Origin of the sequence: Panacagrimonas perspica (assembly GCF_004364935.1) — a bacterium.
GTDB classification, from domain to species: domain Bacteria; phylum Pseudomonadota; class Gammaproteobacteria; order Nevskiales; family Nevskiaceae; genus Panacagrimonas; species Panacagrimonas perspica.
In genome coordinates this window covers 1-12,927 of the sequence record NZ_SOBT01000009.1, presented here as the reverse complement: position 1 = coordinate 12,927, position 12,927 = coordinate 1, and the positions used below count along the sequence as shown (strand labels likewise).

Below are 12,927 nucleotides of genomic sequence, written 5' to 3'. Positions count from 1 at the left end.
CGGCGCGATACCCGGCGGTGCCCGTAGCCCGGACGAAGTCCGGGGTTTTCCTCGACCTGTGAGACAAGCCCCGGACTTCGTCCGGGCTACGAGGCGCTCAGGGATCGAAACGCCACGTCAGGCTGACCTTGATCTGCCCATCGAGCTTCGCGCCGGGAGGCAGGTTCGCCGCGTTCTTCGGCTTGAGCACCGTGCTCTTCGAACCCGAGGCGGGACCCTGGCGCATCTGCTGGCTCACCCATTCCAGCGCCTCGGACGTGCTGATGATCTCGGCATCGGTGTTCACCGTCTTGCCCAGCAGCTTGTCGTTGGACTCGTAGCGTCCGCGCACGGCCGGCGTGCCGAAGCCGTCGGTATAGATCGTCTTGGCCTTGACGTCGTAGACGGTGGTCGCGGCCAGGCACTGCATCTTGCGGTCGATGTCCGTGCCCTTGGAGTTGCCGGTCTGCGTCGTGGTCCACGGGATCATGCCGGAGACGTCGGCGTACGCGCCCTCGCTGCGCTGATCGATACGGATATCGATCTCGGTCGGGCAGCCTTCGTAGCCGAAGTAATTCAGGTACCGCTCTTCGTCCTCGGCTTCCTCGTCGGCATCGGGCACTGCACCGCCCGCCGGCGTGCTTCCCGGCGGCAGGATCGCGGCGCTCTGCTGCGAATACTGCATCGCGAGCTGCATCAGGCAGTTCGTGTCGGCCTTGCACGCGGCCTGTCCCTTCTGCATCTGCTCGGCGAGCTTCTTCTGCTGCGCCACGTAGGCTTCCTGTGTCGGCGGTGCCGCAGCGGGCGCACGACCCTGCGCCTTCTGCACCGCTTGCTGTACGCGAGCCGCCTTCTGCATCTGTTTCTGCGCGAACTCCGGGTCCTTGACGTTGACGCTGTCGAGTTCGCCGGTCGACTTCACATGCGTGACGATGCGGTAGTGCTCGGTGGTCGTGGACTTCGACCAGTCGTTGCCGGCACGCCAGCTCTGCTGGCCGTCGACCTTGATCTCCACCGTGTAGCGGCCGACCTTGTCGGCCGCCGACGCGGCTCCCGATGAAAACGTGGACAGCACGGCGGCAGCCGCGCAGAAGAAGGCGCGAAGATGCATCGAAGGGTCCCCTGGGCTCGCCGCCTGCGCGGCTGATCAGCGCAAGGATACGGCGAGGGGCGGGGGTTTCGCATGCGGGCGCTACGTCTTCGTCGCAGCATCCGGTGCGCGGCGTAGCCCGGGTGCAACCGGGGCTTTTCGTTTGGCCACAGAAGAACCCCCCGGGTTTCACCCGGGCTACTGGATCGCTGGGAACGCGGCGGCCAATGTCATCACCTGCCCCGAGGCCATCGCGTCGTAGCCGGGCAGCGCGTTGATGACGGCGCGGAACTCGGCACTGCGCAATTCGGCGAGCACCGGCTGCATCGTCGGCGAGTCGATCGACTCGGCGCGGCAGGCGAAGAAGTAGCGCTCGGAAATCAGCGGCAGGAAATCCAGGGCGAAGCGATGCGCGGGTGTCTCCACGCCGAAGCCGGCGTCGGCCATGCCGCTGGCGATGTAGGCCGCCACCGCTGCGTGCGTGAACTCGTGCGTGTCGTAGCCGCGGACACGACGCGGCTCGATCTTTTCGTGCTTCAGCATCTGGTCGATCAGCAGCCGCGTGCCGCCGCCGGGCTGGCGGTTCACGAAGCGCAGATCCTCGCGTGCGAGGTCCTGCAGGCCGCGCACCTGCTTGGGATTGCCGCGCGCGGTCATCAGGCCGAGCCGGCGCGTGGCCAGCAGCACCAGGCGCGCGTCGCTGGCGCGCAGGTCGCGCAGGTAGTGCGCGAGCGTGGGCTTCTCGTACTCGCCCACCGGCACGTGGAAGCCGGCCATGTCGCAGCCGCCGCGCGCGAGCGCGGTGACGGCCTCGACGCTGGTGCAGTACTTCAGGTCGAGCGGAATCTGCTGGTCGTGGAAGCGACTGCGCAGCGCCTCGACCGCGAAGCCGTGGCTGGCGTGCAGGCGCAGGATGCCCTGCGCATGGGTCAGCGCGCGTTCGATCTCGGTTTCGAGTTCCGAGGCCAGCGAATCGAACACGGGGTTCAGGCGCGCGCTGATCCGGCGGTCGGCCCACACCAGCTTTTCGCCGAGCGGGCTGAGCACCGCGCCACGGCCGCGACGGCTGGCCACCAGCGGCACGCCGAACGCGCGCTGCCCCTCGCGCAGCACGCCCCAGGCGTAGCGATACGACAGGTTCATGCGGCGGCAGGCCTCGCGCAGCGTGCCGGCCTCGTCGATGTGGACCAGCAGTTCGACCAGGCGCGGCAGCACCGCGACGCCCTCGCCACGGTCGAGCTGCCACTGGGGTCGGATGGAGACGCGGAACATGGCGGCAGAATATCGGCTGTCTAGAGCCGATAGAAGTAGCTGGAGCAAGCCGATTGTTGGTTATTTGGCTGCCAGGTAATACCGTGTATCGATGATTTGATGAGCTTTTATCGCTGAGGAGGATATAGGCTCATCCACAACCGATAGCGCCAGCCAGAGCCAGCGTATGAAGCAGGCCAACCGAAAAGTCATCCCGATCCAGCCGGTGCCCGGTGGCAACCTGCCGCCCGAACAGCGCCTGGCCGTCCAGGCGGCCGTGCAGGCGAACCGCGATCAACCCGGAAACCTGTTGCTGGTGCTGCACGCCGTACAGGATCGACTCGGCTTCGTGCCGCCCGATGCCGTCGCGCTGATCGCGTTCGAGCTGAACCTGTCGCGCGCCGAAGTGCACGGCGTCGTCAGCTTCTACCACGCGTTCCGCACCGCGAAGCCCGGTCGCCACGTCCTGCATCTGTGCCGCGCCGAGGCCTGTCAGTCGGTGGGTGCCGCGGCGCTCGAGGCCCACGCCAAGAAATCGCTCGGCGTGGATTTCCACGGCACCACGGCGGACGGCGCGGTGACGCTCGAGCCGGTCTACTGCCTGGGTAACTGCGCGCTCGGGCCGGCGCTGATGATCGACGACAAGCTCTGCGGCCGCGTCACGCCGGCGCGTTTCGATCAGTTCGTCGCGGACATGCGGGCATGAAGATCTACGTTTCGTGCGATGCGGCGGCGCTGTCGGTGGGCGCCGACGAGATCGCGCATGCGATCGCGGCCCACGCCGGTCCACGCGGCATCGAAGTCGAGATCGTGCGCACCGGTTCGCGCGGCATGTTGTGGCTCGAGCCGCTGGTCGAAGTGCAGACCGCGCAGGGTCGCATCGCCTACGGGCCGGTCTCGCTCGAGGACGTCCGCGATCTGTTCGACGCCGACTTTCTGCAGGGCGGCGCGCACCCGCTGAACCTTGGGCCGACCGAACAGATTCCCTACTTCAGCAAGCAGCAGCGCCTGACGTTCGCGCGCTGCGGCATCACCGATCCCTCGAGCCTCGACGATTACCTCGCGCATGGCGGCTATCGGGGACTCGAGCGCGCGCTGTCGATGTCGCCGGCGGATATCGTCACTGCCGTGACCGACGCCGGCCTGCGCGGTCGCGGCGGCGCGGCGTTCCCGGCCGGCATCAAGTGGAAGACGGTGCTGTCCACGACCGCAGAACAGAAGTACATCGTCTGCAACGCCGACGAGGGCGATTCCGGCACGTTCTCCGATCGCATGATCATGGAAGGCGATCCGCTCGTGCTGGTCGAGGGCATGACCATCGCGGGCCTCGCGACGGGCGCGACGAAGGGCTACATCTACCTTCGTTCCGAGTATCCGCATGCGCACAGGGCGCTGCTCGCCGCGATCGACGTGGCGCGTGCCGGCGGCTATCTCGGGCCGGATGTGCGCGGCAGCGGCCGCGCCTTCGACGTGGACGTGCGACTTGGCGCAGGTGCGTACATCTGCGGCGAAGAGACCTCGCTGCTCGAATCGCTCGAGGGCAAGCGCGGGCAGGTGCGCTTCAAGCCGCCGTTGCCGGCCATCTCGGGGTTGTTCGGCAAGCCCACCGTCATCAACAACGTCATCACGCTGGCCTCGGTGCCGGTGATCCTCGACCAGGGTGCCGCGCACTACCGCGACTTCGGCATGGGCCGTTCGCGCGGCACGTTGCCGATCCAGCTCACCGGCAACATCCGTCACGGCGGACTGGTGGAACTCGCGTTCGGAACCACGTTGCGCGAACTGCTGTACGACTTCGGCGGCGGATCGCTCAGCGGCCGGCCGATCCGCGCCGTGCAGGTCGGCGGCCCGCTAGGCGCGTACATGCCGGAGTCGCAGTTCGACACGGTGCTCGACTACGAAGCCTTCGCCGCCGTCGGCGCGATGCTCGGCCACGGCGGCATCGTCGTGTTCGACGACTCGGTCGACATGGCCGCGCAGGCGCGCTACGCGATGGAGTTCTGCGCCGTGGAGTCCTGCGGCAAATGCACGCCCTGCCGCATCGGCTCGACGCGCGGTGTCGAGGTGATCGACCGGCTGGTGGCGGGCCGGGACGTGCAAACGCAGGAGGCCCTGCTGCGAGACCTGTGCGACACGATGACGCACGGATCGCTGTGCGCGCTGGGCGGGCTGACGCCGTATCCGGTGCTCAGCGCCCTGAATCATTTTCCGGACGACTTCTCCCGAGGAGCCCTCGTCCGATGAGGATTTTCACCGCAAAGGCGCAAAGGGAAAAGAAAGGTCGCAAAGGTGACTGAAAATGAGATCTCGCATTCCGTCATCGGCGCTGCGCTGGAGGTGCATCGCATCCTTGGCGTGGGCTTGCTCGAATCGGCCTATGAACGGGCAATGGCGGTCGAGCTCGAACAACGCGGTATCCGGGCGGTCAGGCAGACCCTGTTACCGGTCACTTATAAAGGGGTCGAACTTGATGAGGCGTACCGCCTGGATCTGCTCGTCGAGGATCTCGTCATTGTTGAGATCAAGGCAGTGGCGGCTTTCGCTCCTGTCCATACGGCGCAACTCCTCACCTATCTTCGCCTCGCAAACAAGAAGCTTGGACTCGTACTCAACTTCCATTCGGAATCGATGCGCTCAGGAATCAAGCGTGTGGCGAACAATGTGTAGTCCTTTGCGTCCTTTCTTTTCCCTTTGCGCCTTTGCGGTGAATATCCCGGCAGTACGGAGCTAGGCCATGAGATCGATAGCCGAAAACGACCTGGGCACGCCCGCACGCGAATCCGCGAAGCAGGTGACGCTGATCATCGACGGCCGTTCCGTCAGCGTGCCCGAAGGCACGTCGGTGATGCGTGCCGCCGCGCTCGCAGACCTGAAGATTCCGAAGCTCTGCGCGACCGACCAGCTCGAAGCCTTCGGTTCCTGCCGCCTGTGCCTCGTGCAGATCGAGGGCATGAAGGGCTATCCGGCGTCGTGCACCACGCCGGTCGCCGAGGGCATGAAGGTCACGACGCAGAACGGCAAGCTCGCGCAGCTGCGTCGCGGCGTGATGGAGCTGTACATCTCGGATCATCCGCTGGATTGCCTCACGTGCCCGGCGAACGGCCACTGCGAGTTGCAGGACATGGCGGGCGCGGTGGGTTTGCGTGAAGTGCGTTACGGCTACGAGGGCGACAACCACGTCCACAAGTACGTGCCGGGCAAGGGCGAAGCGAACCCGCGCTTCGTCGCCAAGGACGAGAGCAACCCCTATTTCACGTTCGACCCCTCGAAGTGCATCGTCTGCTCGCGCTGCGTGCGCGCCTGTGACGAGCAGCAGGGAACGCTGGCGCTGACGATCCAGGGCCGCGGTTTCGACTCGAAGGTCTCGGCCAGCGTCGCCGAGTCCTTTCTCGAATCCGAGTGCGTGTCCTGCGGCGCCTGCGTGCAGGCTTGCCCGACCGCGACGCTCACCGAGAAGTCGGTCATCGCCAAGGGGCAAGCCGAGCACAGCGAGATCACGACCTGCGCCTACTGCGGCGTCGGCTGTTCGTTCCGCGCCGAGATGCGTGGCGAAGAGATCATCCGCATGGTCCCGAACAAGGACGGCCATGCGAATCACGGTCATTCCTGCGTCAAGGGCCGCTTCGCGATCGGGTACGCGACGCACAAGGACCGCATCACGAAGCCGATGATCCGCGCGAAGATCAGCGACCCGTGGCGCGAGGTGAGCTGGGACGACGCGATCGCGTACGCGGCCTCCGAGTTCAAGCGCATCCAGGGCCAGTACGGACGCGACTCGGTGGGCGCCATCACGTCGAGCCGCTGCACGAACGAAGAGGTCTACGTCGTCCAGAAGCTGGTGCGCGCGGCCTTCGGCAACAACAACGTCGATACCTGCGCGCGCGTCTGCCATTCGCCGACCGGCTACGGACTCAAGCAGACGCTGGGCGAATCCGCCGGCACGCAGACCTTCGACTCGGTGATGAAGGCCGACGTGATCATGGTGATCGGCGCCAATCCCACCGACGGTCATCCGGTGTTCGCCTCGCAGATGAAGCGCCGGCTGCGCCAGGGCGCCCGGCTGATCGTGGCCGATCCGCGCCGGATCGACCTGGTGCGCACGCCGCACATCGAGGCGGCGCATCACCTGTCGCTGCGTCCCGGTACCAACGTGGCGCTGATCAATTCGATCGCCCACGTCGTCGTCACCGAAGGCTTCGTCAACGAAGATTTCGTGCGCGCGCGTTGCGACCTCGCGTCCTTCGACAAGTGGCGCATTTTCGTCTCCCAGGAGCGCCACTCGCCCGAGGCGATGCAGGACGTCACCGGCGTGCCGGCGGCTGAAGTGCGAGCCGCCGCGCGGCTGTTCGCGTCGGTGCCCAACGCGGCGATCTACTACGGCCTGGGCGTCACCGAGCACAGCCAGGGCTCGACGATGGTGATGGGCATCGCGAATCTGGCGATGGCCACCGGCAACGTCGGCCGCGAGGGCGTGGGCGTGAACCCGCTGCGCGGCCAGAACAACGTGCAGGGTTCCTGCGACATGGGTTCGTTCCCGCACGAACTGCCGGGCTACCGCCACGTGTCGGACGATGTCGCGCGCGGCGCGTTCGAGGCGGAATGGAACGTGAAGCTGTCGCCCGAGCAGGGGCTGCGCATCCCGAACATGTTCGAGGCGGCGCTCGATGGTGAGTTCAAGGGCCTCTACGTGCAGGGCGAGGACATCGCGCAATCGGACCCGAACACGCAGCACGTGACCGCTTCGCTGTCGGCGATGGAGTGCATCGTCGTGCAGGACCTGTTCCTCAACGAGACGGCCAAGTTCGCGCACGTGTTCCTGCCGGGCTCTTCGTTCCTCGAGAAGGACGGCACGTTCACGAATGCCGAGCGTCGCATCTCGCGCGTGCGCAAGGTCATGTCGCCGAAATCCGGCGTCGGCGAATGGGAGGCCACGCAGAAACTCGCCAACGCGCTCGGCTATCCGATGAACTACACGCATCCGTCCGAGATCATGGACGAGATCGCGCGGCTGACGCCGACGTTCCATGGCGTGAGCTTCGACAAGATCGATCGCCTGGGCTCGGTGCAGTGGCCCTGCAACGACGCCGCGCCGGAAGGCACGCCGCTGATGCACGTCGATGCGTTCGTGCGCGGCAAGGGTCGCTTCCTGGTCACCGAGTACGTGCCGACCACCGAGAAGGTCAACGCGAAGTACCCGCTGATCCTGACCACCGGCCGCATCCTGAGCCAGTACAACGTCGGCGCGCAGACGCGTCGCACCGAGAACCTGGCCTGGCACAGCGAAGACCGCATGGAGATCCATCCGCACGACGCCGAGGTGCGAGGCGTCGTCGAAGGCGACTGGGTGGGCGTGACCAGCCGCGCCGGCGACACCGTGATGCGCGCGCACCTCACCGATCGCGTGCAGGCCGGCGTCGTCTACACGACGTTCCATCATCCTTTCTCCGGTGCCAACGTCATCACCACCGACAACTCGGACTGGGCGACGAACTGTCCGGAGTACAAGGTCACGGCCGTCGAGGTCACGCGCGTCAGCCAGCCCTCCGAGTGGCAGAAGCGTTATCGCGAGTTCAGCGATCGGCAGCAGGAGCTGCTGCGGGCGGCGGTCACGGATGTGTCGGTGAAGTAGGGAAAAGCTTTGGACGCAAAGGTCGCAAAGGAAAAGATGAAGCAAAGGTCGCAAAGGCAGGAAAGGAGTGGGTGCGTCCGCCCCGAGGATGCGTGTTTTCACTTCACGCATTTCTTTGCGTCCTTTCTTTTCCCTTTGCGCCTTTGCGGTGATGAATCTTGTTGCACGAAGAAGATCCCATGACCGTCCCGAAGCACTCCACCGTCCAGGTCTGGCGCGAAGATGGCCTCGAGCCGGATCGCGTGGCCGAAGAGGTGCCGGTCGCGCTGCTGTTCAACGGGCAGGCCCACGTGGTGATGATGTGCACGCCGGCTGACCTCGAGGATTTCGCGCGGGGCTTTGCGGTCACCGAGGACATCGTCGCGGGCGTCGACGAGATCGAAGGACTCGTGGTGACGGAGCTGCCGGAACAGGGCGGCTACGAGGTCGACGTGCGCATCCCCGAAACGCGTGCGGAGAAGCTCGCCGGACGCCAGCGCAATCTGCAGGGTCGCACCGGCTGCGGCCTGTGTGGCGCGCAGACCATCGAGGCGGCGATCCGCCCGGTGCGGCGTGTTCCGGCCGGTACGCGACTGGGCTTGCCGGCGATTCGCCGGGCGCTGGAAGCGCTGCGCCGCCAGCAGCCGCTGAACGCGGAGACCGGCGCCACGCACGCGGCCGCGTGGGCGACGCCGGACGGACTGATCGTGGCCACCCGCGAGGACGTCGGCCGCCACAACGCGCTGGACAAGCTGATCGGGCATTTGCTGGTCACGCGCCAGGATCTGTCGCGCGGCTTCGTCGTCATCACCAGCCGGGCGAGCTACGAAATGATCCAGAAGGCGAGCTGCGTGGGGATGCCGGTGGTCGTCGCGATCTCGGCGCCCACCGCGTACGCCGTGCGCCTCGCCGAGGAAGCCGGCATCACGTTGATCGGGTTTGCCCGCGCGGACCGTCAGGTCGTCTATGCCTGCCCGGGCCGGCTGTCGCAAGGCGGATCGGGCGCAGAGGCGCCCAAAGCATGAACCTGGAACGGCTCGTGATCATGGCCAACGACATCGGCGGCTTCTTCGGCGGCGAGCCGACGGCCGAAGAGCGCATCGCCGGCGTCTCCAACCACCTCGCGAAATTCTGGGACCCGCGCATGCGGCGCCAGATCGTGGCCTATGCCCGCGAAGGCGGTGCCGATTTGTCGGATCATGTGCGTGCCGCCGTGCTGCGGTTGGACGTACCTCCGAAGACCTGAATTCCTTCACGCAACACCTAGAAGCCACATGCAAGACGAAGACACCCGCAAGCTGCTCGAGAACTATTACGCCGCCTTCAACCGCGGCGACTGGAGCGTGTTCCTGGACATGCTCACCGACGACGTGATTCACGACGTCAACCAGAGCGGCCGCGAAGTCGGACGCGAGGTCTTCGGCCAGTTCATGCAACGCATGAATCGCTGCTACTCGGAGCAGATCGCGGACATCGCGATCATGGTGGCTCCGGGCGGCGCCCGCGCCGCAGTGGAATTCACTGTCCTCGGCACCTACCTGAAAACGGACGAAGGACTGCCCGAAGCCACCGGCCAGACCTACAAGCTGCCCGGCGGCGCGTTCTTCGACATCCGCGGTGGCAAGGTCGCGCGGGTCACCAACTACTACAACCTGCAGGACTGGTTGCGGCAGGTCGGCGCCGACACGGTGCCTGCGGAGCAGCGGGTGCGGGAGGCGCCGAACACGGCCGAGCCGACCCTCGCTGGATCCCAAGCGAACCCCACGGCTCGGCCCGGCGCCGCTTGATGGCAGAGGTGCGGATCGAATTGCTGCGCGGCGCGCAGATCGCGACGCAGCTCGATGCGCTGGCGGCGCTGCGCATCGCCGTGTTTCGCGAATGGCCCTACCTGTACGAGGGCACGATCGAGTACGAGAAGAAGTACCTCGGGACCTACCTGCGCAGCCCGCGCAGCCTCGCGATCCTCGCCTGGGACGGCCAACACTGCATCGGGGCTTCGACCGTGCTGCCGCTGGCGGACGCCGAGCCGCAGGCGCAGGCGCCGTTCCTCGCGGCCGGCCTGCCGATCGACCGGATCGACTATTTCGGCGAGTCGGTGATCCTGCGGCCCTGGCGCGGCATCGGCCTGGGCGTGAAGTTCTTCGAGCTGCGCGAGGCGCACGCACGCGAGCAAGGACTTTCGACCTGTGCGTTCTGCGCGGTGGAGCGTCCGTCCGATCATCCTTCGCGCCCCGTCGATTACACGCCCAACGATGCGTTCTGGAATCGACGCGGATATCGCAAGGAGCCGGCGCTGCGCACCCGCTACGACTGGCTCGACGTCGGCGACGCGCAGTCTTCGGCCAAGCCGATGAACTTCTGGATGCGCGACCTGTGAGCACCTTCCTCGTCGCCACGGCGCAGTACCCGGTGAGCGCGCCCGAGTCCTGGGCCGCGTTCGAGGCGGGCGTGACGCGCTGGGTGGACGAGGCGGCGGACCGCGACGCGAAGCTGCTGGTGTTTCCCGAATACGCATCGATGGTGCTGCCGGCGCTGTTCGCCGAAGCGGTGCAAGCCGACCTCATCGCGCAGCTCGACGCCATGCAGGGCCTGCGCGATGCCTACGTCGACCTTCATCGGCGCCTGGCGCGCGAGCGCGGCGTCTATCTGCTCGCCGGCAGCTTTCCGTGGCGGCTGGAAGACGGCCACTTTGTGAATCGCGCGTGGTTCTGCGCGCCGTCGGGCGACGCCGCGTTCCAGGACAAGCAGGTGATGACGCGCTTCGAGCGCGAGCACTGGAAGATTTCCACCGGCGAGCCGCTGCGCGTGTTCGAAACCTCGCTCGGTGTTATCGGCATTGCGATCTGCTACGACTCGGAATTTCCGCTGCTGGTGCGGGCCCAGGTCGAAGCTGGCGCCGAGCTGCTGCTGGTGCCCTCGTGCACGGACGCGGCTCCCGGCTATCACCGCGTGAGGATCGCGGCTCGCGCCCGCGCGCTGGAGAGCCAGTGCCCGGTGGTGATGTCGCCGCTGGTGGGCGCCGCACCGTGGTCGCCCGCCATCGACACGAACACCGGGACCGCCGGCGTCTACGGGCCGCCGGATCGTGGCTTCCCGGACGACGGCGTGATCGCCCAGGGCCAGCTCGATGTGCCGGGCTGGACCTATGCACGAATCGACCTCGCGCCGACGCGAGAGGTGCGCCGCGACGGCCAGGTGCTGAATCTGCGGCACTGGCCAGAAGGATCGGTGACCGCAGCCGTCGAGCGCGTCAGCATCACGTAGGAACATGGCAGCGCTCCCGGCGCTGCAACCCCTCAAACGCGACACCCACTGCAACAAGGAAGGAGAGAACGATGGACGTACGCGCCGCGATCGCGCTGGAAGCCGGCAAGCCGCTGGTGGTGGACACCGTGCAGCTCGACGGGCCCAAGGCCGGCGAAGTGCTGGTCGAGATCAAGGCCACCGGGCTGTGCCACACGGACAAGTACACGCTGTCCGGCGCCGACCCCGAGGGCATCTTCCCGAGCATCCTCGGGCACGAGGGCGCCGGCATCGTCGTCGACGTGGGACCGGGCGTAACCTCGCTGAAGAAGGGCGATCACGTCATTCCGCTGTACACGCCGGAGTGCCGGCAGTGCAAAAGCTGCAACTCGCACAAGACCAACCTGTGCACGGCGATCCGTGCGACGCAGGGCAAGGGGCTGATGCCGGATGGGACGAGCCGCTTCTCGTACAAGGGCAAGCCGGTGATGCACTACATGGGCTGCTCGACGTTCGCCAACTACACGGTGATGCCGGAGATCGCGCTCGCCAAGGTTCGCGAGGACGCCCCGTTCGACAAGATCTGCTACATCGGCTGCGGCGTGACCACTGGCATCGGCGCGGTGCTGTTCACGGCCAAGGTCGAGGCGGGTGCGAACGTCGTCGTGTTCGGCCTGGGCGGCATCGGCCTGAACGTGATCCAGGGCGCGAAGATGGTGGGCGCCAACATGATCGTCGGCGTCGACGTGAATCCGGCCCGTGAGCAGATGGCGCGCGGGTTCGGCATGACGCACTTCGTCAACCCGAAGGAGATCCAGGGCGACTTGGTCGCGCATCTTGTGGAGCTCACCGGCGGCGGCGCCGACTACAGCTTCGAGTGCGTCGGCAACACCACGCTGATGCGCCAGGCGCTCGAGTGCTGCCATCGCGGCTGGGGCGTCTCCACGATCATCGGCGTCGCTGCGGCGGGGCAGGAGATTTCGACGCGTCCGTTCCAGCTGGTGACGGGCCGGCGCTGGCAGGGCACGGCGTTCGGCGGCGCCCGCGGACGCACGCAGGTGCCGCAGATCGTGGACTGGTACATGGACAAGAAGATCGAGATCGACTCGCTGATCACGCACGTGATGCCGCTCGAGAAGATCAACGACGGATTCGACCTGATGACGCGCGGCGAGTCGATTCGCGGGGTCGTGGTGTTCTGATCGAGGTCTGCGACGACCGAGCCGGCTCCGAAGGGAGCCGGCTTTTTTATTGCGCTAAAAAACGCAGCCGTCGCCGCCGGCTGCGCTTCCATCGACAGCTTGGTGTCGAGAATCACGATTGCGATCGCATTTGAGCCGAATATGGCTTTCGCGGCTCATCGTCGTCGTTCGTATTTCGCCTCGCATCGGGAGCGAAATCGCGAGCGAAAAAGCGCATGTATTTTGATTGCGATAAAACGCGCAGATGCACAAATTGTCCTGCAATCCCCTATGCCTGTAGGACAACCGAACACTGTTATTTCGCCGTGAAAAGTGTGCCTCCGCTTAGGACCAACCCTCGCGAGGGGACACCCTAATTGCTGAGGTTTGGGTCGAAATTATATTCGCCACACGTCCCCGTCCGTTCTGGCCGGTGCGACGAATTCCACCAAAACAACGAGGCGGACTCCATGTCCATGCTGATCAGTATCGATAACGGCGGAACGCTCACCGACGCGTGCGTGATCTATGGTGCCAAGGTGTTTCGCGCCAAGACGCTCACCACGCCGCACGAT

The 12,927-nt window shown here is 66.1% G+C and carries 11 protein-coding genes and 1 pseudogene; 10 read left to right on the top strand and 2 right to left on the bottom strand.

All coding sequences use genetic code 11. From position 1 onward, the window contains the following. Window positions 1–97 precede the first annotated feature (97 nt). Both DFR24_RS11565 and DFR24_RS11560 read right to left on the bottom strand, forming a co-directional pair. Window positions 98–1,090 carry a hypothetical protein gene (locus DFR24_RS11565; RefSeq protein WP_133881579.1) on the bottom strand — a complete coding sequence of 331 codons (993 nt, stop codon included), beginning with the start codon at window positions 1,088–1,090 and terminating at the stop codon, window positions 98–100. Window positions 1,091–1,267: 177 nt separating this feature from the next. Beyond that, window positions 1,268–2,341: a substrate-binding domain-containing protein gene (locus tag DFR24_RS11560; RefSeq protein WP_133881578.1), complete on the bottom strand. Its 1,074-nt coding sequence runs from the start codon at window positions 2,339–2,341 to the stop codon at window positions 1,268–1,270. Window positions 2,342–2,507: 166 nt separating this feature from the next. Here DFR24_RS11560 and DFR24_RS11555 point away from each other — a divergent pair, with 166 nt between their 5' ends. From DFR24_RS11555 to DFR24_RS11515, 10 genes and pseudogenes are all read left to right on the top strand, one after another. Beyond that, window positions 2,508–3,026, top strand: a complete 519-nt coding sequence (locus tag DFR24_RS11555; RefSeq protein WP_133881577.1) for a formate dehydrogenase subunit gamma — start codon at window positions 2,508–2,510, stop codon at window positions 3,024–3,026. Continuing rightward, entirely contained in the window at window positions 3,023–4,564 is a 1,542-nt protein-coding gene (locus DFR24_RS11550) for a formate dehydrogenase beta subunit (protein ID WP_133881576.1), read from the top strand. The genes DFR24_RS11555 and DFR24_RS11550 overlap by 4 nt, the downstream gene beginning before the upstream one ends. A 45-nt stretch (window positions 4,565–4,609) precedes the next feature. Next, entirely contained in the window at window positions 4,610–4,987 is a 378-nt protein-coding gene (locus DFR24_RS11545; RefSeq protein ID WP_133881575.1) for a GxxExxY protein, read from the top strand. Window positions 4,988–5,054: 67 nt separating this feature from the next. After that, on the top strand, window positions 5,055–7,949 hold the full coding sequence (gene fdhF / locus DFR24_RS11540; protein WP_133881574.1) for a formate dehydrogenase subunit alpha: 2,895 nt from the start codon (window positions 5,055–5,057) through the stop codon (window positions 7,947–7,949). Window positions 7,950–8,128: 179 nt separating this feature from the next. After that, window positions 8,129–8,953, top strand: a complete 825-nt coding sequence (gene fdhD, locus DFR24_RS11535) for a formate dehydrogenase accessory sulfurtransferase FdhD (protein ID WP_133881573.1) — start codon at window positions 8,129–8,131, stop codon at window positions 8,951–8,953. Beyond that, a complete protein-coding gene (locus DFR24_RS11530; RefSeq protein ID WP_133881572.1) occupies window positions 8,950–9,174 on the top strand; it encodes a formate dehydrogenase subunit delta in 225 nt (74 codons plus the stop codon). The genes fdhD and DFR24_RS11530 overlap by 4 nt, the downstream gene beginning before the upstream one ends. 28 nt (window positions 9,175–9,202) lie before the next feature. Further along, a pseudogene (locus DFR24_RS11525) lies at window positions 9,203–9,604 on the top strand (ketosteroid isomerase-related protein); the annotation flags it as partial. 110 nt (window positions 9,605–9,714) lie between these two features. Then, entirely contained in the window at window positions 9,715–10,305 is a 591-nt protein-coding gene (locus DFR24_RS24935; protein WP_246051631.1) for a GNAT family N-acetyltransferase, read from the top strand. Next, window positions 10,302–11,192, top strand: a complete 891-nt coding sequence (locus DFR24_RS24930; RefSeq protein ID WP_246051630.1) for a carbon-nitrogen hydrolase family protein — start codon at window positions 10,302–10,304, stop codon at window positions 11,190–11,192. Before DFR24_RS24935 ends, DFR24_RS24930 begins: the two co-directional genes overlap by 4 nt. A gap of 71 nt (window positions 11,193–11,263) precedes the next feature. Then, the gene (locus tag DFR24_RS11515; protein WP_133881569.1) at window positions 11,264–12,373 is read left to right on the top strand and encodes an S-(hydroxymethyl)glutathione dehydrogenase/class III alcohol dehydrogenase; all 1,110 of its coding nucleotides are present in this window, start codon (window positions 11,264–11,266) and stop codon (window positions 12,371–12,373) included. The last annotated feature ends 554 nt before the right edge of the window (window positions 12,374–12,927 follow it).

Excerpts from the sequence above, each read along its gene's own strand:
- DFR24_RS11565 (WP_133881579.1), bottom strand. The coding sequence starts at position 1,090 with ATGCATCTTCGCGCCTTCTTCTGCGCGGCTGCCGCCGTGCTGTCCACG.
- DFR24_RS11560 (WP_133881578.1), bottom strand. The coding sequence starts at position 2,341 with ATGTTCCGCGTCTCCATCCGACCCCAGTGGCAGCTCGACCGTGGCGAG.
- DFR24_RS11555 (WP_133881577.1), top strand. The coding sequence starts at position 2,508 with ATGAAGCAGGCCAACCGAAAAGTCATCCCGATCCAGCCGGTGCCCGGT.
- DFR24_RS11550 (WP_133881576.1), top strand. The coding sequence starts at position 3,023 with ATGAAGATCTACGTTTCGTGCGATGCGGCGGCGCTGTCGGTGGGCGCC.
- fdhF (WP_133881574.1), top strand. The coding sequence starts at position 5,055 with ATGAGATCGATAGCCGAAAACGACCTGGGCACGCCCGCACGCGAATCC.
- fdhD (WP_133881573.1), top strand. The coding sequence starts at position 8,129 with ATGACCGTCCCGAAGCACTCCACCGTCCAGGTCTGGCGCGAAGATGGC.
- DFR24_RS11530 (WP_133881572.1), top strand. The coding sequence starts at position 8,950 with ATGAACCTGGAACGGCTCGTGATCATGGCCAACGACATCGGCGGCTTC.
- DFR24_RS24935 (WP_246051631.1), top strand. The coding sequence starts at position 9,715 with ATGGCAGAGGTGCGGATCGAATTGCTGCGCGGCGCGCAGATCGCGACG.
- DFR24_RS11515 (WP_133881569.1), top strand. The coding sequence starts at position 11,264 with ATGGACGTACGCGCCGCGATCGCGCTGGAAGCCGGCAAGCCGCTGGTG.